This is a genomic window from Pseudomonas sp. HS6, from assembly GCF_023375815.1.
Lineage (GTDB): Bacteria > Pseudomonadota > Gammaproteobacteria > Pseudomonadales > Pseudomonadaceae > Aquipseudomonas.
On the sequence record NZ_CP067412.1, the window covers coordinates 392,622 to 416,841 of the forward strand.

The 24,220-nt window shown below is 60.5% G+C and carries 21 protein-coding genes and 1 pseudogene; 5 read left to right on the forward strand and 17 right to left on the reverse strand.

Annotated elements, in window-relative coordinates:
• Nucleotides 1-269: 269 nt before the first annotated feature.
• Nucleotides 270-3,338: an efflux RND transporter permease subunit gene (locus JJN09_RS01955; protein WP_249485215.1), complete on the reverse strand. Its 3,069-nt coding sequence runs from the start codon at nt 3,336-3,338 to the stop codon at nt 270-272.
• Nucleotides 3,339-3,344: 6 nt separating this feature from the next.
• The gene (locus tag JJN09_RS01960) at nt 3,345-4,445 is read right to left on the reverse strand and encodes an efflux RND transporter periplasmic adaptor subunit (protein ID WP_249485216.1); all 1,101 of its coding nucleotides are present in this window, start codon (nt 4,443-4,445) and stop codon (nt 3,345-3,347) included.
• A 94-nt stretch (nt 4,446-4,539) separates the two neighbouring features.
• On the opposite strand from JJN09_RS01960, the gene JJN09_RS01965 reads away from it, so the two are divergent.
• The gene (locus JJN09_RS01965) at nt 4,540-5,175 is read left to right on the forward strand and encodes a TetR/AcrR family transcriptional regulator (protein WP_249485217.1); all 636 of its coding nucleotides are present in this window, start codon (nt 4,540-4,542) and stop codon (nt 5,173-5,175) included.
• 130 nt (nt 5,176-5,305) lie between these two features.
• Here the strand turns inward: JJN09_RS01965 and JJN09_RS01970 are convergent, their stop codons facing one another.
• On the reverse strand, nt 5,306-6,085 hold the full coding sequence (locus tag JJN09_RS01970) for a class I SAM-dependent methyltransferase (RefSeq protein ID WP_249490880.1): 780 nt from the start codon (nt 6,083-6,085) through the stop codon (nt 5,306-5,308).
• A gap of 96 nt (nt 6,086-6,181) precedes the next feature.
• On the opposite strand from JJN09_RS01970, the gene JJN09_RS01975 reads away from it, so the two are divergent.
• Complete coding sequence (locus JJN09_RS01975) at nt 6,182-6,796, forward strand: energy transducer TonB (RefSeq protein ID WP_249485218.1); 615 nt, start codon at nt 6,182-6,184, stop codon at nt 6,794-6,796.
• Between the two features lie 12 nt (nt 6,797-6,808).
• Here the strand turns inward: JJN09_RS01975 and JJN09_RS01980 are convergent, their stop codons facing one another.
• From JJN09_RS01980 to ppc, 6 genes are all read right to left on the reverse strand, one after another.
• Nucleotides 6,809-7,645, reverse strand: coding sequence for an oxaloacetate decarboxylase (locus JJN09_RS01980; protein WP_249485219.1), 837 nt, complete (start codon nt 7,643-7,645; stop codon nt 6,809-6,811).
• Nucleotides 7,646-7,678: 33 nt separating this feature from the next.
• Entirely contained in the window at nt 7,679-8,539 is an 861-nt protein-coding gene (locus JJN09_RS01985; RefSeq protein ID WP_192559894.1) for a DUF72 domain-containing protein, read from the reverse strand.
• Nucleotides 8,539-8,847, reverse strand: coding sequence for a hypothetical protein (locus tag JJN09_RS01990; RefSeq protein ID WP_249485220.1), 309 nt, complete (start codon nt 8,845-8,847; stop codon nt 8,539-8,541). Before JJN09_RS01990 ends, JJN09_RS01985 begins: the two co-directional genes overlap by 1 nt.
• A gap of 173 nt (nt 8,848-9,020) precedes the next feature.
• Complete coding sequence (gene tsaB / locus JJN09_RS01995; RefSeq protein WP_249485221.1) at nt 9,021-9,695, reverse strand: tRNA (adenosine(37)-N6)-threonylcarbamoyltransferase complex dimerization subunit type 1 TsaB; 675 nt, start codon at nt 9,693-9,695, stop codon at nt 9,021-9,023.
• A gap of 93 nt (nt 9,696-9,788) precedes the next feature.
• Entirely contained in the window at nt 9,789-10,436 is a 648-nt protein-coding gene (adk, locus tag JJN09_RS02000; protein ID WP_249485222.1) for an adenylate kinase, read from the reverse strand.
• A 300-nt stretch (nt 10,437-10,736) separates the two neighbouring features.
• A complete protein-coding gene (gene ppc, locus JJN09_RS02005; protein ID WP_249485223.1) occupies nt 10,737-13,367 on the reverse strand; it encodes a phosphoenolpyruvate carboxylase in 2,631 nt (876 codons plus the stop codon).
• 214 nt (nt 13,368-13,581) lie between these two features.
• Between ppc and JJN09_RS02010 the strand changes: the two genes are divergently transcribed.
• The 3 genes from JJN09_RS02010 to JJN09_RS02020 all read left to right on the forward strand — a co-directional run bounded on the left by JJN09_RS02010 (nt 13,582) and on the right by JJN09_RS02020 (nt 15,541).
• Nucleotides 13,582-13,926 (forward strand): pilin assembly protein, encoded by a 345-nt coding sequence (locus JJN09_RS02010; RefSeq protein ID WP_249485224.1) that lies wholly within the window; start codon nt 13,582-13,584, stop codon nt 13,924-13,926.
• Nucleotides 13,927-14,292: 366 nt separating this feature from the next.
• Complete coding sequence (locus JJN09_RS02015) at nt 14,293-14,697, forward strand: DUF4398 domain-containing protein (RefSeq protein ID WP_249485225.1); 405 nt, start codon at nt 14,293-14,295, stop codon at nt 14,695-14,697.
• Nucleotides 14,698-14,752: 55 nt separating this feature from the next.
• Nucleotides 14,753-15,541: an OmpA family protein gene (locus JJN09_RS02020; protein ID WP_249485227.1), complete on the forward strand. Its 789-nt coding sequence runs from the start codon at nt 14,753-14,755 to the stop codon at nt 15,539-15,541.
• 419 nt (nt 15,542-15,960) lie between these two features.
• Here the strand turns inward: JJN09_RS02020 and JJN09_RS02025 are convergent, their stop codons facing one another.
• The 8 genes and pseudogenes from JJN09_RS02025 to JJN09_RS02060 form a co-directional block, all read right to left on the reverse strand.
• Complete coding sequence (locus tag JJN09_RS02025) at nt 15,961-16,290, reverse strand: hypothetical protein (protein ID WP_249485229.1); 330 nt, start codon at nt 16,288-16,290, stop codon at nt 15,961-15,963.
• A complete protein-coding gene (locus tag JJN09_RS02030; RefSeq protein ID WP_249485230.1) occupies nt 16,287-17,201 on the reverse strand; it encodes an alpha/beta hydrolase in 915 nt (304 codons plus the stop codon). The genes JJN09_RS02025 and JJN09_RS02030 overlap by 4 nt, the downstream gene beginning before the upstream one ends.
• A 162-nt stretch (nt 17,202-17,363) precedes the next feature.
• Entirely contained in the window at nt 17,364-18,641 is a 1,278-nt protein-coding gene (locus tag JJN09_RS02035) for a flavohemoglobin expression-modulating QEGLA motif protein (protein WP_249485232.1), read from the reverse strand.
• Between the two features lie 33 nt (nt 18,642-18,674).
• A complete protein-coding gene (locus tag JJN09_RS02040; protein ID WP_249485234.1) occupies nt 18,675-19,229 on the reverse strand; it encodes a hypothetical protein in 555 nt (184 codons plus the stop codon).
• Nucleotides 19,230-19,364: 135 nt separating this feature from the next.
• Complete coding sequence (locus JJN09_RS02045) at nt 19,365-20,069, reverse strand: TetR/AcrR family transcriptional regulator (protein WP_096819676.1); 705 nt, start codon at nt 20,067-20,069, stop codon at nt 19,365-19,367.
• Nucleotides 20,070-20,187: 118 nt separating this feature from the next.
• Nucleotides 20,188-21,690, reverse strand: a complete 1,503-nt coding sequence (gene lysS / locus JJN09_RS02050) for a lysine--tRNA ligase (protein ID WP_249485236.1) — start codon at nt 21,688-21,690, stop codon at nt 20,188-20,190.
• A 78-nt stretch (nt 21,691-21,768) separates the two neighbouring features.
• A protein-coding gene (prfB, locus tag JJN09_RS02055; protein WP_249485238.1) for a peptide chain release factor 2 occupies nt 21,769-22,864 on the reverse strand; the annotation gives its coding sequence in 2 pieces (ribosomal slippage) (nt 21,769-22,791 and nt 22,793-22,864; 1,095 coding nt in all).
• 257 nt (nt 22,865-23,121) lie between these two features.
• Nucleotides 23,122-24,200: pseudogene (locus JJN09_RS02060) on the reverse strand (diguanylate cyclase).
• Nucleotides 24,201-24,220: the final 20 nt, after the last annotated feature.

Consider the following 24,220-nt stretch of genomic DNA (forward strand, 5'->3'; position numbering starts at 1 on the left):
CGCCGTTCGACGAAGTCGAACACATCGAGAGGAGGTGCAGCGAAGCAAACCGTAGGCGATGCCCCCGGATGAATCCCGGAACGAAGGAACACCGAGCCAAAGCGAGGGGCCGAACGCCGGGGCCTAGACCTTTTGGTTCCTTTTGGGGCGTTTGCCAAAAGGGACTCGCCGTAAGGGCGAAACCGCCAGCCGCAACACCCAAAGAAACGGATATTCACAAAGAACACCCAGAGCCTGGCCGGCCCAAAGGCCGCCAAGCTCATACAGCCTCAAGCCTCCTTGCGAACCCTGAACCAAGCCGCATACAACGCCGGCAAAAACAAAAGCGTCAGAGCAGTCGCAACAATCAACCCCCCCATGATCGCCACCGCCATCGGCCCGAAAAACACACTGCGCGACAACGGAATCATCGCCAGCACCGCCGCCAAAGCCGTCAACACAATCGGCCGGAACCGCCGCACCGTCGCCTCTATAATCGCCTGCCAGGGCTTGAGCCCCGCCGCAATATCCTGCTCGATCTGATCCACCAGAATCACCGAGTTGCGCATGATCATCCCCGACAACGCAATCGTCCCGAGCATCGCCACAAACCCGAACGGCTGGCGGAACACCAACAGAAACAGCGTCACCCCGATCAACCCCAGCGGCGCCGTCAGAAACACCATCGCCGTGCGCGAGAAACTGCGCAGCTGCACCATCAGCAACGTCAGCACCACGACAATGAACATCGGCACACCGGCATTCACCGACGTCTGCCCGCGCTCGGAGTCCTCAACAGTGCCGCCAACATCCAGCAGATAGCCGTCTGGCAATTCAGCGCGAATCGGATCGAGCGTCGGCATGATCTGATTAACCAGCGAGGCCGGCTGCTCCTTGCCATAGATGTCCGCACGCACGGTCACGGTCGGCAGCCGATTGCGATGCCAGATGATGCCTTCCTCGAAGCCATATTCCAGCGTGGCAATCTGCGACAGCGCAACGCTGCGGCCGTTGTCGGTCGGCACCGCGAGACTCGGCAGCAGCGACAGCTCGGTGCGCTCATGTACCGTGCCGCGCAGGAGGATCTCGATCAATTCGTTGTCTTCGCGGTACTGGCTGACGCTGGAACCAGTCAGCGAACTCTGGAGGAATTTCGCCAGATTCGCCGTGCTCACACCCAGCGCCCGGGCGCGATCCTGATCGATGTTCAGGTACACAACCTTGCTTGACTCTTCCCAGTCCAGATGCACGTTGACCACATGCGGATTCTCGCGAACCTTGGCCGCGACCTTGCGTGCCAGCGCACGGACTTCTTCGATGTGTTCGCCGGTGACGCGGAACTGCACCGGATAGCCGACCGGCGGGCCGTTTTCCAGTCGCGTGACCCGCGAGCGCAGGGCCGGGAATTGTTCGTTCAAGGTATCGATCAGCCACGTACGCAGCGTCTCACGCTCATCGATGGTTTTCGCCAACACAACGAACTGGGCGAAGCTGGCCGCCGGCAGTTGTTGATCCAGCGGCAGGTAGAAACGCGGCGACCCGGTACCGACATAGGCGACGTAATTGTCGATGCCGGCGTGATCCTTGAGCATCGCCTCCAGTCGCTTGACCTCGGCGGTGGTGTTGGCCAGCGAAGCGCCTTCGGCCAATTTCAGATCAACCATCAGTTCCAGCCGGTTGGAGGCCGGGAAGAACTGCTGCGGGACGTACTTGAACAGCATCACCGACGCGACAAACAGCCCCACCGTCAGCACGATTACCGTCTTGCGTCGACGCACGCACCACTCCACCAGACGTCGAACCCGCTGGTAAAACGGCGTGGCATAGGGGTCCGGTTGACCATCGCCAGTGCCGTGTTTGGCTGCGTGAATTTTCGCCAGATCCGGCAGGAGTTTTTCCCCGAGATACGGCACAAACACCACCGCCGCCACCCACGAAGCGAGCAACGCAATGGTGACAACCTGGAAAATCGAGCGGGTGTATTCACCGGTGCCGGACTGGGCGGTGGCAATCGGCAAGAAGCCTGCGGCGGTGATCAACGTACCGGTGAGCATCGGGAATGCGGTGCTGGTCCAGGCATAACTGGCGGCTTTGACCCGGTCGAAGCCCTGCTCCATTTTGATCGCCATCATTTCCACGGCAATGATCGCGTCGTCCACCAGCAAGCCCAGCGCCAGTACCAGCGCACCGAGAGAAATCTTGTGCAAGCCGATACCGAGGTAATACATGCAGGCGAAGGTCATCGCCAGCACCAGCGGAATGGTCAGCGCTACCACCATGCCGGTGCGCACACCGAGGGAGAAGAAGCTCACCAGCAACACGATGGCCAGCGCTTCAACCAGCACCTGGACGAACTCGCCGACGCCACTTTTCACCGCCGCCGGTTGATCGGACACCTTGCGCAACTGCATGCCGGCCGGCAGGTTTTTCTGGATCCGGGCGAATTCGATTTCCAGCGCCTCGCCCAGCACCAGAATGTCGCCGCCGTCCTTCATCGCCACCGCAAGTCCGATCGCGTCTTCGCCCATGAAACGCATGCGCGGCGCCGGAGGATCGTTGAAACCGCGCCGCACATCAGCGACATCGGAGATACGGAACGTACGATCACCGACCCGGATCGGGAAGTTCCTGATCTCGTCGACTGTCTGAAAATTCCCCGAGACCCGTAGCTGCAATCGCTCGCTGCCGGTTTCGAAGAACCCGGCGGTGGACACCGCGTTTTGTTCTTCCAGCGCCTGCTGAACCGCCGCCAATGGCAGGCCGAGGGTGGCGAGCTTGACGTTGGACAGCTCGACCCAGATCTTCTCGTCCTGCAGCCCGAGCAGATCGACCTTGCCCACGTCCTTGACCCGTTGCAACTGGATCTGGATGCGGTCGGCGTAATCCTTGAGCACGGCGTAGTCGAAACCGTCGCCGGTCAGCGCATAGATATTGCCGAACGTGGTGCCGAATTCATCGTTGAAGAATGGCCCCTGAATCCCCGGCGGCAGGGTCTGGCGGATATCGCTGACCTTCTTGCGCACCTGATACCAGAGGTCCGGGATCTCCACCGAATGCATCGAGTCGCGGGCAATGAACGTGACCTGAGACTCACCGGGGCGGGAGAACGAAACAATGCGTTCGTACTCGCCGGTTTCCATCAGTTTCTTTTCGATACGCTCGGTGACCTGACGCGAGACTTCCTGCGCTGTGGCGCCTGGCCAGCGGGTCTGGATGACCATGGCCTTGAAAGTGAACGGCGGGTCTTCACTCTGTCCGAGTTTGGTGTAAGACAAGGCGCCGACGATGGCCAGCAGAAGCATCAGGAACAGTACGATCTGGCGATTACGCAGCGCCCATTCGGAAAGGTTGAAGCGCATCGGGCCTTACTCCTTGTCCGCCAGATTGACTACACGGTTGGAGCGATCCACGGGACGCACCTGCTGGCCTTCCAGCAGCACATGCACACCGGCGGCCACTACCCAGTCGCTGGCGTTGAGGCCTTCGAGCACCGGCACGGTTTTCTCACCGAACGGGCCGATGCGCACGGGCGTCTTTTTCAAGGTGTTGTTGGCGCTGACGACCCAGACATAGGTCGCGCCGTTTTCGGCGGTCAGGGCCGAGAGCGGCACCGACAGCGGGATGACATCGGCGGTCTGCACGAAGACCCGGGCGCTCTGGCCGAGTTCTGCCGGGACTTTGCCGGCGGTGAATGAAATGCGCGCGGCGAAGGTACGGGATTTCGGATCGGCGGCCGGCGACAGCTCGCGGATCTGCCCGGCGAAGCGCTGGTTCTGTTGAGTCCACAGCTCCACAGAGACGGGCTGGCCAACCTTGAACCGGCCGAAGCTCTGCTCCGGCAGGCTGATCAGCACTTCGCGCTCGCCATCGGTAGCAAGGGTGAAAACGGTTTGCCCGGCGGCGACCACTTGCCCGACTTCTACCGAACGCTTGGCGACCACGCCATCCTGAGGTGCACGCAGCACGGCGTAACTGGCCTGATTGGTCGAAACGTTGAATTCGGCTTTGATCTGCTTGAGGCGGGCTTCGCCGGAGCGATAGAGATTTTCGGCATTGTCGTACGCCGAGCGGCTGACCATCTGCCGTTCCATCAGGGTCTTGTAGCGGTCACGCTCGGCGCGCACCAGATTGAGATTGGCTTCGGCGGCGGTGACCTGGGCGCGGGTCGCCTCCAGTTGCAGGCGCACGTCCTGCGGATCGAGTTCGGCCAAGGGTTGATCGGCCTTCACGCGCTGGCCTTCCTCGACCAGTCGTCGGCTGACTTTGCCGCCGATTCGGAACGCCAGATCCGGTTCATACCGGGCGCGAACCTCGCCCGGATAACTTTCCATCGCCTGCGCCGAAGGCTCCGGCTGCACCACCATGGCCGGTCGCACGCTGACTTGCGTCACCTCTTCCTTGCCACATGCCGACAATAAGAACGCCAGACTGACTGGCACCGCAAAGGACAACGCATGGCGGAACATGGTGAAGGACCTTTCGCTAAGGAGGCTTGGAATAATTATACTGACCGGTATGTTATTAATAGCAAACTCACCAGTCCAGTATTAAAAGCGAAGAATGTCGAACAATCTTGCAGTTCCAAACGGACCCGGCCGCCCGAAGGATCCGGCCAAACGCCAGGCGATTCTCGAAGCGGCGAAAACCCTGTTCCTGAGTCACGGCTACGCGAACACCAGCATGGACGCGGTGGCCGCCGAGGCTGGCGTGTCGAAGCTGACGGTCTATAGCCATTTCAATGATAAAGAAACGCTGTTTTCCGCCGCCGTGGTGGCCAAATGCGAGGAACAATTGCCGCCGCTGTTCTTCGAATTGCCGGACGGCATCGCGGTGGAAAATGTGTTGCTGAACATTGCCAGGGGCTTTCATCACCTGATCAATAGCGATGAGTCGGTGAACCTGCATCGCCTGATCATGGCGCTGGGCAGTCAGGATCCAAAGCTGTCGCTGATCTTCTTCGAGGCCGGTCCTCAACGCATGGTGCAAGGGATGGAGCGCTTGCTGCAGCGGATTCGCGAAACCGGCGTGCTGAGCATCGACAACCCGCACAACGCCGCCGAGCACTTCTTTTGCCTGATCAAGGGTGCGGGGAATTTCCGGTTGCTATACGGCTGCGGTGAGCCGCCGACCGGCGAGGCGGCGGAAAGCCATGTACAGGAAGTGGTCGGGCTGTTCATGCGGGCCTATCGACCTTAGTTTGCATCGCCTGTTCTGACGCTATCGCTGGCAAGCCAGCTCCCACAAGTGTGAGCGGTGTGCACACAACCTTTGCTCACACCTTGGTCCCTGTGGGAGCTGGCTTGCCAGCTATTGGGGCGACCCGGGCTCAGGCCTTGAGCGCTTTCTTCGGGTAGATGTCATAGCGGCTGGACTTGCCATCCAGTGCATGGCTCGGCTTCGGCCCTTCGATGCACGGGGCCTTGCGCGGGCGCTTGACCACCACCCGGTGCGTGGCCAGCGCCAACGCCGCTTCCAGCAAGGCCGGTGCATCCGGATCGTCGCCCACCAGCGGGCGGAACAGGCGCATTTCCTTCTTCACCAGTGCGGTTTTCTCACGGTGCGGGAACATCGGGTCGAGGTAGATCACCTGCGGCGGCTCGCCTTCCCAATTACGCATCACGTCGATGGAGTTGCCCTTGAGCAGTTTCATCCGCGCCACGATCGGCGCTACATCGAAGTCCTCCGCTCCACGCGCCAGACCATCTTCCAGCAGGGCTCCGATCAGCGGCTGGCGCTCGATCAGGCTCATCTCGCAACCCAGGCTCGCCAGCACGAACGCATCTTTCCCGAGCCCCGCCGTCGCATCCAGCACCCGTGGACGTACGCCCTGGGCGATGCCGACCGCCTTGGCGATCATCTGCCCGCTGCCACCGCCATACAAACGACGATGGGCCGCGCCACCCTCGACGAAGTCCACCCGCACCGGCCCCGGCGCATCCGGCCCCAGTTGTTGCAGCTGCAAACCCTGCTCGCCGACCTGCAAGGCGAACTCGCCTTCGGCCACCTGCAACGGCAGATTCAGGCGCTCGGCCCACTGCTCGGCCTGCGCCTCGAACGTCGGGCCGAGGGCTTCGACATGGATGCGGCAGGCCGCGGGTTGCTCAATCATGGAAAACACGCTCAAAAAAGTTAAGGATCGGCAAAAACCGCCGATAACCCAATCAACGCGCATTTTGCCAGAGCTGAGCGTCAACCGAAAAAAATGTCAGGCATTCTTCCCACATCGATTGGCTACATTTCGCCCACAGGCGATTTCAGCCGTCATAACACTCAAGCATTGGGCGGCGTCAGCCACCTGTGGCAGGATTTCTTTGCCCAGGCACTGGCCGAACAATCGAGTGATGTGGTGCCGGCCTGTGGCACTTTCCCACCGGTCGATCTGCAAAGCCCTGAAGAACCGACTATCGGCAGCGAACTGCACGCCCACATCATCGACCAGCGCGAATGCGATGTAGTGGAAACCCAGGTCCGTCCACCAGAACCACTGTTTCTGCCGATCGCCGAAATCGACATGACACTGGCCGAGCCGTATCCTCCGTTCCCGTCAGAAGCCATCAAGACTCAGCAAAAGCAGCAGGATTTCGAAAGCAGTTGGGTTCGTCCAGTCGTGATCAACAACGGCCAGCCGATCCCGGAACCGGGCCCTGCCCCGCAGAAAAAGCCGCTGTACCTGCCGATTGCCGAGTTCGACTTGGACCTGCTGCAGCCTTACCCGCCGTTCCCGCCGGAAGAAATCGTCGAACAGCAGAAAGCGTTGGACTTCGATAACGGCTGGGTGCGCCCGATCGTTCAGCAGAACCTGCGCATCGCCGCCTGATCCCGCCCCTCCTCAGCCTTTGAAAAACTGATTGGCCTTCGTGTACGGCATCGATCGCGAGGTGAAACCGAACGTGCCCGATTGCTGGATTTCCTCGGCAGCCCGAAAAAACTCGCCAAACGCCGCCAGAGCCAGCGCGGAACCGGTGCTGATCCGCTTCACACCCATTTCATCCAACTGCTGCACGGTCAGTTTCAGGCCACCGGACATCAACACATTGACCGGTTTCGGCGCGACTGCGCGCACCACTGCCAACACTTCTTCAGCCGTCCTCAAACCCGGAGCGTAGAGCACGTCGACGCCAGCCTCGGCGAACGCCTGCAAACGGCGAATGGTGTCGTTGATATCGGGATTGCCGTGCAGGTAGTTTTCCGCGCGGGCCGTCAGGGTGAAGGGAAAGGGCAACGTGCGCACCGCTGCGACGGCGGCTTCGATCCGTGCCACGGCGTGTTCGAAACAGTAGATTGGCGCGTCCGGACGGCCAGTGGCATCTTCAATCGAGCCACCCACTGCGCCCGCTTCGGCTGCGCGGAGCAGACTTTGCGCCGATTCCGCCGGAGCGTCGGCAAAACCGTTTTCCAGATCCACCGCCACCGGCAGATCCGTGGCCGCGACAATCGCCCGGACATTGTCCAGCGTCTGATCGAGATTCAAGGCGCCATCGGGTTTACCCTGGGAAAACGCATAACCGGCGCTGGTGGTCGCCAGTGCCTGATAGCCCAGACTGGCGAGCATCTTCGCGGAACCTGCGTCCCACGGATTGGGAATCACGAAAATCCCGGGACGTTCGTGCAGGGCTTTGAAGGCTTCGGCTTTACGGACTTGTTCTTTGCGGTCTTGGGCGTCCATCGGCAGGCTCCCTGGCAGAAAAAGGAATCCGCCTCAGAGCAGGCCAAGTTGCTCGGCAGCGGGCTCTCTGTATAGCTCAGGCAGGGATGGCAGGCCAGGCAAACGTTGCATCAGTTGTGCATGGAAACGTTGCGCCAGCTTCGCCGCCAGAAGGTTATCGGCGGTGTGCAGGAAGATGTACGGCGTGCGGCCCTCTTCGATCCACTCGGCAATCTTCGCCACCCACGGCACCAGGAACGGGTCGTTGGCTTCAAGCTCGGGATGGCCGATGAAGCGCACCTGCGGGAATTGGGTGAACGCTGCCGGCCGGGTTGGCACCCGGGGCTTTTTTGATTGGGCGTGGATCACCGAAGACTCGGTGGACAGGCAACTGAACAACGCGCGCGGATCCAGACAGATGCGCTCCACGCCGCGATCCAGCAGCAGGCGATTGAGCAACCGCTCACTCTCACCCTTGGCGAAGAACTGTTCGTGTCGCACTTCCACCGCCAGCGGTCGATCAAACGCGTCGATGAAGGCTGCGAGTTCTGGCAAACGTTGCGGAGTGAAGCTCTTCGACAGTTGCAGCCACAGCGGCGACACGCGTTCACCGAGCGGGCTGAGTAACTGGATGAAGGTTTCGGCAGCAGTCAGTTGATCGCGCAGATCACCGCTGTGGCTGATGTCGCCGGGGAATTTGGCAGTGAAGCGAAAGTGCTCGGGCATGACCTCGGCCCAACGCTGCACGGTGGCTGGCGATGGGCTGGCGTAGAAGGTCGTGTTGCCTTCCACGGCGTTGAACACTTGCGAATAGAGACCGAGGAAATCGGAGGTCTTGGCGTCCACCGGATACAGATACTCGCGCCAGGCGTTTTCACTCCAGGACGGGCAGCCGAGGTAGTAAGGCAGATCCATCAGATGTACAGGTCGAGGCCCAGCACGTCTGCGTCCCAATCGACAAAACCGGCGGTGCTCAGGTAGCTGGCGAGGGCCATGGCCACGCTTTTCTTCATCGCACGGTGATAAATCATGTCTTGTTGGCGGGCGGGCAGATTGCTCAGGCGTTGCGCAGCGTTTTTGGCAGCACGGGCAGCCAGTTGCGCCTCGGTGGGAAATTCCAGCTCGCCGTCGATATCGTCGACGGACTCATCCAGCGCCGGATTGCCTTTGCGAGGCTTGCGCTTGATGGGGTAGGACTGAGTGGAAACGCCGTCTATACGCATAAAGTCATGCTCGGTATCGATGATGGCAATTTAGCGGCACCTGACCGACTTAGCAAATCGCCGAGTGATAACTAGAACACATAAAGCGCAAAAGGTTTAAAGCGAGGGGTTGGAAACTGACGATTGGCAGGAACTGGCGAGACCCTGTGGCGGATGCCACAGGGTGATTGTCCTCAGCGGGCTTTCGGGGTGGCCACTTTATCGCGCAGGTAAACCGGCTGGGCATCATCTGCCGGGATCGACTCACCGCGCGCCCAAGCGAAGCGGGCCAACGTCAGCAGGTCTTCGGCATGGGGCAGCATGCCCGCGTCGGAACCGGTCAGATTGACCGCGATGCGCTCGCCGTAGCCCCAACCGGTGCCAGCACCGAACCAGTCTCCAGCCGCATCGTCCGGCAGTGCGGCGACTTCCGGCGGCAATACCGCTTCGGTGCCGACCAGACGCATCTCCCCGGCCGTCTCGCGGTAGCAGCCCCAATACACTTCGTCCATGCGCGCATCGATGGCCGCTGCGACCTGGCTCACGCCATGCTCACGGTAAGCACGTTGCGCCAGCACCGCCAGGTTCGACACCGGCAGCACCGGACGATCCAGCGCAAATGCCAGGCCTTGCACCACGCCGATGGCGATACGCACACCGGTAAAGGCGCCCGGACCGCGACCGAAGGCAATCGCGTCCACCGCTTGCAGCGTGGTGCCGGCGTCGGCCAGCAGTTGCTGGATCATCGGCAGCAGTTTCTGCGCGTGCAGGCGCGGGATCACCTCGTAATGGCTCGTGACCTTGCCGTCATGCAGCAAGGCAACGGAGCAAGCTTCAGTCGCGGTGTCCAGGGCCAGCAAGGTGCTCATCGATGTGTCCGTAAATCAGGTGGGGAAAAGTGCGCCAGTATAAACAACTACGGCCCGCAAGCGGGCCGTGGATGATGCAGCGGATCAGGTTTTTCAGCTCAGTGCTTCAAGAACCTTGGCGGTGATCGCTTCAACCGAACCGACACCCGGGATGTGGCTGTACTTCGGCTTGCCGTTGGCAGCCGACAGCTTCTGGTAGAAATCCACCAGCGGCTTGGTCTGCGAGTGGTAGACCGACAGGCGATGACGCACGGTTTCTTCGGTGTCGTCCTTGCGCTGCACCAGCTCTTCGCCGGTGATGTCGTCTTTACCGGCAATTTTCGGCGGGTTGTAGACGATGTGGTACACGCGGCCGCTGGCCTCGTGAACGCGACGACCGGCGATACGCTGAACGATTTCTTCGTCTTCAACAGCGATTTCAACCACGGCATCCAGCTCGACGCCGGCAGTCACCAGCGCTTCAGCCTGAGGAATGGTGCGCGGGAAACCGTCGAACAGGAAACCGTTGGCGCAGTCAGCCTGAGCGATGCGGTCTTGAACCAGTGCGATGATCAGGTCATCCGACACCAGGCCGCCGGCATCCATGATGCTCTTGGCTTGAACGCCCAGCGGAGTGCCAGCCTTGACCGCAGCACGCAGCATGTCGCCGGTGGAGATTTGCGGGATGCCGAATTTCTCGGTGATGAACTTAGCCTGAGTACCTTTACCGGCCCCGGGAGCTCCCAGCAGAATGACGCGCATTAGATGTGCTCCTCAATTTTTTTATAAAAAGCTTTTGCAAAACAACGGATTCGCCTCATGGGGCGAAATCCTGGAAATAGGGTCGTGACCGCCCAAACGGCCAGAGGCTGACCAAGATACACAGCAGGCTGCGCCCACACAAGACGCCAAAAGTCGGAGAAACCGGCGCCTGCCGCGACCTTGCGACGCGGTTCCCCAAGTCGCAACCCCATCATTAACTGTCGCCTGACCGCATTTTTCCCACGATCAATAAACGGCACCCGAGGTTTGCCCCGGGTGCCCCGCCCCACGCAGAAAACCTTAGCCGGTATTTCGCAAACCGGCGGCAATCCCCGCCACAGACACCAGCAGCGCCTGTTCTACCGGGCTGCCCTGCTCGACATTCTGCTGCCGCGAACGCGCCAGCAACTCAGCCTGCAATAGATGCAGCGGGTCGAGATAGGTGTTGCGCAGCCGGATGAATTCCAGGGTGTCCGGGCTATGTGCCAGCAGCTGCGACTGACCGGTCAGGCCAAGGACCACGGAACATGCCTGCGACAATAGGTCGCGTAAGTGCACACCCAGAGGTAACAAGTCCGACTCAACCAATCGCTCGTCGTAGGACAGCGCAATGTCGGCGTCGGCCTTGGCCAGGACCATTTCCAGCATGTCGATGCGAGTACGGAAGAACGGCCACTGCTCGCGCATCTGCCCCAGCAGCTCGCCTTCGCCGCGCTCCAGCGCCTTGCTCAATGCGGTTTCCCAACCGAGCCAGGCCGGCAGCATCAGGCGGGTCTGGGTCCAGCCGAAGATCCACGGAATCGCCCGCAGGCTTTCAATGCCTCCAGCGCGGCGCTTGGCCGGGCGGCTGCCCAATGGCAAACGTCCCAACTCCTGCTCCGGCGTGGACTGGCGGAAATACTCCACGAACTGCGGATTTTCCCGCACCACCGCGCGGTAAGCGGCGACACCGTCGGCGGCCAATTCGTCCATCAGATGGCGCCATTCCGGCGTCGGTGGCGGCGGTGGCAGCAAGGTTGCTTCGAGCACGGCAGCCAGATAGAGATTGAGGTTTTGCTCCGCGATGTCCGGCAAGCCGAATTTGAATCGAATCATTTCCCCCTGCTCGGTGGTGCGGAAACGCCCGGCCACCGAACCCGGCGGCTGCGACAGGATCGCCGCGTGAGCCGGGCCGCCGCCACGGCCCACGGTGCCACCGCGACCGTGGAACAGCAGCAGTTCGACTTGCTGCTCGCGGCAGATTTCCACCAGCCGCTCCTGAGCCCGATACTGCGCCCAGGCCGCTGCTGTAGTGCCGGCGTCCTTGGCCGAGTCGGAATAGCCGATCATCACTTCCTGCGGGCCTTGCAGGCGCGCGCGATAACCCGGCAGCAGCAACAGGCGCTCGATCACCGGACCGGCGTTGTCGAGGTCGGCGAGGGTTTCGAACAGCGGCACCACGCGCATCGGCCGCAGTACGCCGGACTCTTTGAGCAGCAGTTGCACCGCCAGTACATCGGAGGCAGCCCCGGCCATGGAGATCACGTAAGAGCCCAGCGAAGCACCCGGCGCGGCAGCGATTTCCTTGCAGGTGGCGAGCACTTCGGCGGTGTCGGCCGAGGGTTTGAAATGCGCCGGCAGCAACGGCCGACGGTTTTGCAGTTCGCGGGTCAGGAAGCTGATGCGCTGTTCTTCGTCCCACTCCTCATACTTGCCGAGGCCAAGGTAATCGGTGATTTCGGTCATGGCCGCGCTGTGTCGCGACGAATCTTGACGCACATCGAGGCGCACCAGGAACAGGCCGAAGGTCACGGCCCGGCGCAGGCAATCGAGCAACGGCCCGTCGGCGATCACGCCCATGCCGCACTCGTGCAGCGAGTTGAAACACAGCTCCAGCGGATCGAGCAGGTCGCGGTTGTTGTGCAACACATCGGCCGGTGCCGGAGTGGTCGCGGTCAGCGATGCATGGGCCCAGTTGCGCGTAGCGCGCAGACGTTCACGCAATTGCTTGAGCACCGCACGATAGGGTTCGGCGCTGTCGCCGGCCTTGGCCTTGAGCGCGTCGCTGGCCTGCTGCATCGACAGTTCGGCCGCCAGGTGATCGACATCCCGCAGGTACAGATCCGCCGCCATCCAGCGCGCCAGCAGCAATACTTCACGGGTCACTGCAGCGGTGACATTCGGGTTGCCATCGCGGTCGCCACCCATCCACGAAGCAAAGCGGATCGGCGCGGCCTCCAGCGGCAAACGCAGGCCAGTGGCGGCGAACAGCGCCTGATCGGCCTTGCGCATATGGTTGGGAATCGCCTGCCACAGCGAATGTTCGATCACCGCAAAACCCCACTTGGCTTCGTCCACCGGGGTCGGCCGGGTGCGGCGGATTTCTTCGGTGTGCCAGGCTTCGGCGATCAAGCGTTGCAGGGTGTTGTGGATCTGCTCGCGCTCGGCGCTGGTCAGGTCGCGGTGATCCTGAGCGGCCAGTTGCGCGGCAATCGCGTCGTACTTCTGGATCAGTGTGCGCCGGGCCACTTCGGTCGGGTGCGCGGTCAGTACCAGTTCGATTTCCAGTCTCGACAACTGTCGGGCGAGGGAGTCGGCGCTGTGCCCTTCCTCGCGCAGACGGGCGAGCAATTCCGGGAGCACGCGGGACTCGAACGGCGCAGCCTGCGACTCTTCGCGGCGATGGATGAGCTGGTACTGCTCGGCGATGTTCGCCAGGTTGAGAAACTGGTTGAACGCCCGCGCCACCGGGAGCAATTCGTCTTCGCTCAACTGGTTGAGGCTGGCGCTGAGCTCGGCGTCCATCGAGCCGCGTCGGTCGGCCTTGGCGCCCTTGCGAATCTGCTCGATCTTGTCGAGAAACGCCTCGCCGTACTGGTCACGGATGGTGTTGCCCAACAGCTCACCGAGCAGGTGAACGTCTTCGCGCAATCGTGCATCAATATCGGTCATCAGCATCTCTCCAGCAGTAATCGGTGACGGATCGCAAGTGAGTGGATAAACAGAGAGTGCCGCTCTGGAACGCTTCTTACAAGCAGACGACGAAGGGACTTTAAACCTTGAGGGTTGAAGCTAGTCTCAACAGTAAGCCCCACAACGGCTTGCCGCCGGCTGACGGCGGACACTCACCCAGACCTGCCACGAGCAGGTACGACATGAGGTCATTATGAAAATCCGTGAACTCGCCCAGCACTGGGAAGAAACCGCCAAGGGTCGCCTGACCGAGACCGGCTACACGATTCATCTGGATGTGGAAGCTGCCGCACGCCTGGCAGCGATCGCCGAGATGTACCCCAAACGCCACGCCGAAGAACTGCTCGGCGAACTGATCGGCGCCGCCCTCGAAGAGTTCGAAGCGAGCCTGCCGTATGTGAAAGGTTCGACCGTGGTCGCTACCGACGAGGAAGGTGATCCACTGTATGAAGATGTCGGTCCGACACCGCGTTTTCTCGCGTTGTCGCGGCGACATTTGCATGACCTCTCGGCGGCTGCCTGCAAGCAAAAGCACTGATCACTGACACTTCAAAACTGTGGGAGATGGTTTGCCCCCGACGGCGTCAATTCAGCCGCAAATGTGTTGAATTTGATGGCCTCATCGCTGGCAAGCCAGCTCCCACAGGGAGTGTGTTTTTCCTCCGTTTCTGGGCTATATCCAGCCCGCGCGTACCACTCTCCAGCGCCAAAGTTCCCGGTTTAGAGCCTTGTCCATTCGGTCAAAATATTTTTTGGCGATGAGCCATCTTTTCTGAACTTTTAAAAAAAGCCTCCGGTCGGAACAGGTAACCACGCCTGGAACGAGCGTTTCAAAACGCACTTGCACATGACGGTTGCGGCTCCGCTACCAGGATGGATTTCGAAGCTTTCAAGGAGTTAACCAATGGAGTTGAAGACCATGAAGACCCAAACCTCGTTCTCCCACCTGCGCGGTCTGAAACTGGCCGCTCTCGCCATCGGCACCAGCTTCGTGCTGGCCGGTTGCGCCGGCAATCCACCGACCGAGCAGTACGCCGTGACTCAATCGGCAGTCAACAGCGCGGTCAGTGCCGGTGGTACCGAATTCGCCGCCGTGGAAATGAAGCAGGCGCAGGACAAGCTCAAACAAGCCGAAATCGCCATGCACGACAAGAAGTATGACGAGGCTCGCAAACTGTCCGAGCAAGCCGAGTGGGACGCTCGTGTAGCGGAACGCAAGGCTCAGGCGGCGAAGGCTGAACTCGCTGTGAAGGATTCCCAGAAAGGTGTTCAGGAACTGCGTCAGGAAAGTCAGCGCACCGTGCAATAAGCGCGCATCCCGACTGCAAGGCTGAATCTCTTACCGATAGAAAGGACGAACGATTATGCGTAAACAACTGATGATCCCCGCTCTGCTGGCCGCAAGTGTTGCCTTGGCTGCTTGCTCGACGCCGCCGAACCCGAACCTGGAACAGGCGCGCACCAACTACGCCGGTCTGCAGGCCAACCCTCAGGCGAGCAAAGTCGCGGCACTGGAAACCAAGGACGCCAGCGATTACCTGGACAAGGCTGACAAGGCCTATCTGGATAAACAGGATGCGGCCAAGGTTGACCAACTGGCCTACCTGACCAACCAGCGCGTGGAAGTGGCCAAGCAGACCATCGCTCTGCGCACCGCTGAAAACAACCTGAAGAACGCCTCGGCCCAACGTGCTCAGGCACGTCTGGATGCTCGCGATCAACAGATCAAACAGCTGCAGGACAGCCTCAACGCCAAGCAGACCGATCGCGGTACGCTGGTGACCTTTGGTGACGTGCTGTTCGCCACCAACAAGGCCGATCTGAAATCCAGCGGTCTGGTGAACATCAACAAACTGGCGCAGTTCCTTCAGGAAAACCCTGATCGCAAAGTGATCATCGAGGGCTACACCGACAGCACCGGCGCAGCGAACTACAACCAGTCGCTGTCCGAGCGTCGTGCGACCTCGGTGCAGGTTGCGTTGATCAAGATGGGCGTTGATCCGTCGCGCATCGTGGTACAGGGTTATGGCAAGGAATACCCGGTGGCGGATAACGGCAGCGTCTCGGGCCGTGCGATGAACCGTCGAGTGGAAGTGACCATTTCCAACGACAACCAGCCTGTGATTCCGCGTTCGGCTGTCAGCTCGAACTAAGCGTCACGCTGGAATGTGAAAGCCCCGCCTGAGTGATCAGGCGGGGCTTTTTTGTTTGCGCTGTTCGGCCTGGAATGGGTGGGGTAGCTGAGATCGCAGCCCCTCACCCCAGCCCTCTCCCACAGGAGAGGGAGCCGATTGGGGGATGCTCCAGAAATACGTCGACCTGACAGTGTTTTTACCGAATCCATAATCGACACGTTTTTTTCAGGTCGATGTATAGCGCCAGACACCTCGGTCAGTCCCCTCTGCCGAGGGAGAGGGAGCCGATATTCGTGCTTTTCAGAATCTGGAGTTCGACGCAATATTTCAGGTCGATGTAACTCGCCCAAACCACTCGGTCAGTTCCCTCTCCCTCTGGGAGAGGGTTATGCGGGCGGCGTTCCGATGAGGGATGGTCCTGCAGAATCACCCCGCGATCACTCTTCCAGCTTCTGCGGCGTCTCTTCGCCCATGCAGCGCACAGCCTTTTTCTGGCCGTTGATCAGCACCCCGGTCAAACCTTTCTGTTCGGTGTCAAACAGCACCAGCACGCCATCGATGCATTGCGCTACTTGCGGTGCCGGGTCCAGGGAGACTTTGTAGTCTTCGCCGGGAATGGTCTTGAGCATGGTGAACTCGTTGAGCAGCAACGCATCCTCGGGTTTGGCGAAGTGCAGGTAGCCGTAGTACCACAGGGCACCGACAGTGCCGAGGATGCTGCAGATACCGGTGATGATCAGCGGGATGGCGTTACGTTCTTCACTCATTGCGGACTCTCTGGTGGTTCAGCTTCAGAATTCTGGGGCGGCGGATAATTCGGGATCTCGCCGAGGCGGCGCAGGCCGTTGAAATGCTCGGGATCGTCGAGGTAACGCAGCATGACCTGACGCCACACCGGGTCGCCAAAGGTCTGTACGTGCCCACCGCGAGTCAATTGCAGGACCCTGGGCGGCGGCGCAGCTTGATACAGGCGGATGCCATTGGAAAGAGGCACCAGCGGATCGTCGATACTGTGGAAGATCAGTTTTGGTACACCTTTGAGCTGCGGCATCGCATTGATCGCACTGTCACCGTCCGGCACCAGCCACGACAGCGGCACCTGAAATGGCCAGGTCAGCCATGAGGTGCTGAGGGCGTATTGACCGACGCTGCGGTAACTGGCCGGAACCCCGTCGAGCACAAAAGCCTTGAGCTGTTTTTGTCTTTCCGGATGTTGTACCAGCCAATGCACGGCCATCGAGCCGCCGAGGCTCTGGCCCAGCAACACCAGCGGTTTGCCTTTGACTTCCGGCGCCTTGTCCAGCCAAGCGAACGCGGCGTCGATGTCCTGATAGATCGCCGGCAGGCTCGGCTCGCCCTCGGACAAGCCGTAACCGCGATAGTCCACCAGCAGCACTTGATAGCCGTTTTTCGGCAACCACCAGCTCCCGCCCAAGTGCATCGGCAGGTTGCCGCCATTGCCGTGCAGGTGCAGCACCGTGCCCTTGACCTCGACCCCGGGTTTGGCTGGCAGCCACCAGGCATTCAGCTTGAGGCCGTCGGCGGTGGTCAGGGTGACGGTGCGGTATTCGAGCTTGGCCTTTTCCGGGGTGAACAACTGTCCGGGCTCGGGGTAGAACAGCAAAGAGCTGCAACCGCCGAGGCTCAGGAGCAGGCAAAGGATGCCGAGGATTCTCATCCGGTGAAACCTCGCGAAGAGAGTTGAAACGCAACCCTGAGGAAAACGAATGACCTTGTGGGAGCGGGCTTGCCCGCGATGGCGGAGGATCAATCGACATCAACGTTGAATGTCAGACCGCTATCGCGGGCAAGCCCGCTCCCACAGAGGACGGTGTTGGGCCTACAGGATATTGGAGTAATCCGCCTCGATCCGGTCCAGGCTCAAGTGGTTGAGGAAGTTGGAGAAGCACATCCACGCCGACAACGCATTCAGATCGCGGAACTGATCCGGCAAATACTTGGGCGCCACCACCAGGCCTTCATCCACCAGTTGACGCAGGGTTCGCATGTCCTCAAGCGTGGTCTTGCCGCAGAACAACAGCGGGATCTGTTCAAGCTTGCCCTTGCGCACGGCCAACTGAATATAGTTGTAAACCATGATGAAGCCCTTGAGGTAGGACAAGTCTTTGGTGAATGGCAGACCGGTCGGGGTCGATCCACGGAAAACCCGACTGGCGTTGCCGTAACTTTCCGCCATCTCGAAGCCCTGCTCGCGGAAGAACTCGAACACCTGAAGGAAATCCGCGCCCTCCTCGACCATGTGAATGGCGCGGGTGCGGTTGGTGAGTTTGCGCAAGCGGCTCGGGTAGGAGGCGAAGGTGATGATTTCCATCAGGATCGCCAGGCCTTCCTGAGTCACCGTCGACGAGGGCGGGCCCTTGGACAGGAAGGTGCAGATCGGCTGGTTCAAGCCGTTGAGCGTGGTGCCCACGTGCACCAGGCCTTCGTGAACTTCCAGCGCGCGCACGTCGCGGTCGTTGAACATCGCATCGGTGCGGATCTTGATGTAGTCGGCGCCCGCCGCCGCGTCGGCAACGATCCCGTCGGACTCGAACACGCGGATGGTTTCCTCGGCCTCACCGAACACTTTGTTCAGTCGGGTTTGCAGCAAGTGTACGGCGTCCTTGGCGGTGAGGATCTTCGGTTCGTCCTTCAGGTCGCCACGGCCGTCGATGTTGTTCAGGTAGTCCGACATCATCAGGCCAAGGTCGGCCAGGGTCGGGTCACCGGCGTGGAACGCATCGGACGCAGCGCCGTACAGTTCCTGGGAAATCAGGCCGAAATCCTCGGTGCCGCGCGCTTCGAGCATGCGCACCACCATCCGGTATTCCTTGCACATGCGACGCATGATCTGGCCGACCGGGTTGAACTGGCCCAGCTGGCGGGTGATGTCGCGCTCGATGTTCTGGAATTCCAGCTTCACCTTGCTCGAATCAAAGGACAGCGGCCGGTTGAGGTAATAGTCACGATCCACCGCCGGCAATTCCTTGCCCTTGGCCTTGAGAAAGCCCTTGCGGACGTTCTCGTCCCACTTGACTGCGTCAAGGACGCGAATCGGCGTCTGCGCCAGCACAATGCGATCGGACAGCGTGCGTATCGTCTGCTGGTAATCGTCCACCCGAAACTCCTGTAGAAAACATGACGAGCTGAATTATTTGGCCTTGGCCTGATGCTGATAGCGCGCCGCTTCGACGAAAACGTCGGAATTGGCCGGGTCGTCGAGGTAAGCAAAGACCTTTTCAAGCGCGCTGTCGACCAGCACACCCTCGCCGTCATCGGTCTGGAAGCTTTGACCGTCGAGGCTTTTCTGCGCGATGGCCTGGTTGATCTGTTCAAGATCGAGGTTGTAGATCACCAACTCATGTTTGTCGGTGAGTTCGAAACCGGCAATGGTGAAGTGCCCGCCATACTGCGCCGGCACCTTCGCCGACAGATACCAGCGATTGCCATGGCGCGACACGGTGAACGGATAGGCTTCGCGTTCCCGGGGGTTTGACTTGAAGTAAGCGACCGCCTGATAGCGGTCGTTGCCCAGGCGCGTCAGTTCCAGGTTCATCGGCTCGTCCCAGGCATTGGTGCTCGACCATTGGCCTAGCAGGCCCTTGGGCGCCGGCTCACTGGCGGGCAGCGGATCCTTGAAGGTCACCAGACAACCGCTGAGCAGCAGGAACGACAGCGCGATCAACGCGCCACGCCAGGCTTTCATTCAACACTCCCTAGACCCGAACTCACTAGCGAACCTGTGGGAGCGAGCTTGCTCGCGATGGCGGAGTGTCAGCCAATGAAGACGTTGAATGACAGATCGCCATCGCGAGCAAGCTTGCTCCCACAGGGGATTGCGTTACATCGACGCCAGCACCAGATGCATATAGCGCGTCAGAATGCCAAGCATGTCCTCTTCGGCCAAAGGCTCGGCGTCGTTGAGCAGGCCCTGATATTCCATCCGTCCGATAATCGCCGTCAACACCTTGGCATCCTGCTGCGGCTCACGTGAGCCCAATACCTGGAACAACTGGCAGGTGCCCTGCAACAGAATCTGCTGATGGGAACGCACCAATACCGCCAGTCGTGGGTTGAGCAGCGCTTCCTGACGGAACGCCTGTTCAGCCATCAAGTGCTCGCGGCGATTGACCAGTTGACGGTGCACGTAGTCGGCCATCAACCGGGCGATGTCGTCAGCCAGTTGCGAGCGCGATTCAGGGCTGCCGTCGCCGCTGACCACCATCTCGCGCAGCAGACCTTCGTTGTTGATCCACAGCTTGGCCATGTAGGCCGCGCTGCGTTCGACGTATTGGGCGAAGGTATCGGTGAGCAGGTCATCGATGTCCTTGAAGTAGTACGTGGTGGCCGACAACGGCACACCGGCCTCGGCGGCCACCGCCCGGTGACGCACGGCGCGCACGCCGTCGCGTACGACAATACGCATCGCCGCATCGAGAATGTCCTGCCGACGCTGCTCGCTGCCCTGTCGGCTGGCCTTGCGGCCCTGGTACTGAACACTTTCAGCGACCGCAGTGGCGATACCCGCTGCACCCTCTTGAGCCATTGCACCGATCACGACAGGCATTCCTCTGTTGTTTTTTTCAAAAGTAACCATTTGATACGTTTGTACCAGACAGGCAATAAAAAGCCGCCCATTTCAGGCGGCTTTTTTATTGAAACACTTACGCTTGCGGCCGCATGTGCGGGAACAGGATCACGTCGCGGATCGACGGGGAGTTGGTCAGCAGCATCACCAGACGGTCGATACCGATACCTTCACCGGCTGTTGGCGGCATGCCGTACTCCAGCGCGCGAACGAAGTCGGCGTCGTAGTGCATGGCTTCGTCGTCGCCGGCGTCCTTGTCGGCCACCTGCGCCATGAAGCGCTCGGCCTGGTCTTCTGCGTCGTTCAACTCGGAGTAGGCGTTGGCGATTTCACGGCCACCGATGAACAGCTCGAAGCGGTCGGTGACGTTCGGGTTGTCGTCGTTGCGACGGGCCAGCGGCGACACTTCAAATGGGTACTGAGTGATGAAGTGCGGCTGTTCCAGCTTGTGCTCGACCAGTTCTTCGAAAATCATCACCTGCAGTTTGCCCAGACCTTCGAAGCCCAGCACCTTGGCGCCGGCCTTCTTGGCGATGTCGCGAGCCTTGTCGATGTCGTTCAGGTCATCGGCGGTCAGTTCAGGGTTGTACTTGAGGATCGAGTCGAACACCGACAGGCGCACGAACGGCTCGCCGAAGTGGAACACCTTGTCGCCGTACGGCACGTCGGTGGACCCCAGCACAAGCTGCGCCAGCTCACGGAACAGTTCTTCGGTCAGGTCCATGTTGTCTTCGTAGTCGGCGTAAGCCTGGTAGAACTCCAACATGGTGAATTCAGGGTTGTGACGAGTCGAAACGCCTTCGTTACGGAAGTTGCGGTTGATCTCGAACACTTTCTCGAAACCACCAACCACCAGACGCTTGAGGTACAGCTCTGGCGCGATACGCAGGAACATTTCCATGTCCAGCGCGTTGTGGTGGGTTTCGAACGGCTTGGCCGCGGCGCCGCCAGGGATGGTCTGCAGCATCGGCGTTTCGACTTCGAGGAAGTCGCGCTTCATCAGGAAGCTGCGGATGTGCGCGATCACTTGCGAACGTACGCGGAAGGTCTGACGCACGTCTTCGTTGACGATCAGGTCAACGTAGCGCTGGCGGTAACGCTGTTCGGTGTCGGTCAGGCCGTGGTGCTTGTCAGGCAGCGGGCGCAGGGATTTGGTCAGCAGGCGCACGCTGGTCATTTCGACGTACAGGTCGCCCTTGCCGGAACGGGCCAGGGTGCCTTCAGCGGCGATGATGTCGCCCATGTCCCAGGTTTTCACCGCGGCCAGGGTGTCTTCGGACAGGGTCTTGCGGTTGACGTAGACCTGGATGCGACCGGTCATGTCCTGGATCACCATGAACGAGCCACGGTTGAGCATGATTCGACCAGCAACCTTGACCGGGATCGCAGCCTCTGCCAGCTCTTCCTTGGTCTTGTCCGCGTACTGTTTCTGCAGTGCTTCGCAGTAGTTTTCGCGGCGGAAGTCGTTCGGGAAGGCATTGCCCTTGGCGCGCTCGGCAGCAAGCTTTTCCTTGCGCAGGGCGATCAGGGAGTTTTCTTCCTGTTGCAATGCTTGCGGATCGAGTTGTTGGTCGCTCATGTCTTTAGATATTCCATCAGGTTCGTTGCCCCCGGCCTGAGGCCGGGGATCGCCGGCTAGCCGGCTCCTACAAATGTCTTACAGCCCGGACTTCAGGCTGGCATACAGGTATTCGTCGATGTCGCCGTCGAGCACCTTGTCGCAGTCGCTGCGTTCGATGTTGGTGCGCAGATCCTTGATCCGCGACGCATCAAGCACGTACGAACGGATCTGGTGACCCCAGCCGATGTCCGACTTGGTGTCTTCCAGCGCCTGGGACGCCGCGTTGCGCTTCTGCATTTCCTGCTCGTACAACTTGGCCCGCAGCATTTTCATGGCGGTGTCCTTGTTCGCGTGCTGGGAACGTTCGTTCTGGCAGCTGACCACGGTGTTGGTCGGTACGTGGGTGATACGTACGGCCGAGTCGGTGGTGTTTACGTGCTGACCACCGGCACCGGAGGAACGATAGGTGTCGATCCGCAGGTCTGCCGGGTTGATTTCGATTTCCACCTTGTCGTCGATCTCTGGCGAGACGAAAACTGCGGAGAACGAGGTGTGGCGACGGTTGCCGGAGTCGAACGGGCTCTTGCGCACCAGACGGTGCACGCCGATCTCGGTCCGCAACCAGCCAAAGGCGTATTCGCCCTTGATGTGCACGGTAGCGCCCTTGATCCCGGCGACTTCACCGGCCGACAGCTCCATGATGGTCGCGTCGAAACCGCGTTTGTCGGCCCAGCGCAGGTACATGCGCAGCAGGATGTTGGCCCAGTCCTGGGCTTCGGTGCCGCCGGAACCGGCCTGGATGTCCAGGTAGGCGTTGTTCGGGTCCATCTCGTGGCTGAACATACGGCGGAATTCGAGTTTGGCGAGGTTTTCCTCGAGACGGGCCAGCTCGGCGACGACATCGCCCACTGCGCCTTCGTCGTTCTCTTCGACGGCCATGTCCAGCAGGTCGCGGCAATCGGCCAGACCGCCGTTCAACTCGTCGAGGGTATCGACGATCTGCGCCAGCGCAGAGCGCTCGCGGCCCAGCTCCTGAGCGTATTCAGGTTTGTTCCAGACTGCAGGATCTTCAAGCTCGCGATTGACTTCGGTCAGACGCTCATGCTTTTGATCGTAGTCAAAGATACCCCCGAATAGTTTCGGAGCGCTCGGACAGGTCCTTGATGGTGTTCAGGATCGGGTTGATTTCCATGACGGGCAGCACTCGTTGGCGAACTTTTGAAAGCCGGCGAGTATAACGTAATCGGGCTGTCACGGCAGCCCGTCTGGCGGCTTCGGGGGGAATGGCTTGAGGTTTTCTGTCTGGGTTGAGATTGCCTGCCCTCACCCTAGCCCTCTCCCAGAGGGAGAGGGGACCGATCGGGGGATATTCGAGAGATACCCCGACGTGAAATAGTTTTACTGAATCCGGAACTGCCGAGCTTGCAGATCCATAATCGACTCGGTCGATCAGGTCGATGGATAACGCCAGACACCTCGGTCAGCCCCCTCTCCCTCCGGGAGAGGGTTGGGGTGAGGGCGAGCCATTACTCGATCCTCACCTGATTACGCCCATTGTTCTTCGCCAGATACAAACCGCGGTCCGCCGCCGAGATCAGCAACCGGCAGTCGCTGCCCGACTCTGGCACCATCGTCGCCAGCCCGATGCTGATGGTCAGGCTCGAACCTTCGTTCGGGGTATTGTGCGGAATCTTCAGCGCCGCCACGGTCTGGCGCAGTTTCTCCGCCACCAGTCGCGCCCCGCCCGGCGAGGTGTTGGGCAGCACCAGCGCAAACTCTTCGCCGCCATAACGCGCCGGCAGATCGGACGGCCGGGCGCTGGCCTCGCGGATCGCCGTGGCGACCTTGCGCAGGGCTTCGTCGCCTTCGACGTGGCCGAAGGTGTCGTTGTAGGACTTGAAGTAATCGACATCGATCATCAGCAACGACAACTGGCTCTGGTCACGCAGCGAACGGCGCCACTCCAGCTCCAGGTATTCGTCGAAGTGCCGGCGGTTGGACAGCCCGGTCAGGCCGTCGGAGTTCATCAGACGCTGCAGCACCAGGTTGGTGTCGAGCAATTGCTGCTGGCTGACCCGCAACGCGCGATAGGCCGCATCCCGTTGCAACAACGTCATGTAGGAGCGCGAGTGATAACGGATGCGCGCCACCAGTTCGATGTTGTCCGGCAGTTTTACCAGGTAATCGTTGGCCCCGGCCGAGAACGCCGCGCTCTTGATCAGCGGGTCTTCCTTGGTCGACAGGACGATGATCGGGATGTCCTTGGTCGCCGGGTGATTGCGGTATTCGCGCACCAGGCTCAGGCCATCGAGACCGGGCATCACCAGGTCCTGCAGGATCACCGTCGGCTTGATCCGCACCGCGTGGGCCACGGCCTGATGCGGGTCGGAGCAGAAGTGGAAGTCGATGTTCTCTTCATTCGACAGCCCACGGCGCACGGCTTCGCCGATCATCGCCTGATCGTCCACCAACAACACCATGGCGGCGTTCTCGTCGGTTTTGATGTCATCGATCTGTAAGTCATTCATGGGCGGTCACCTGAGTGCTG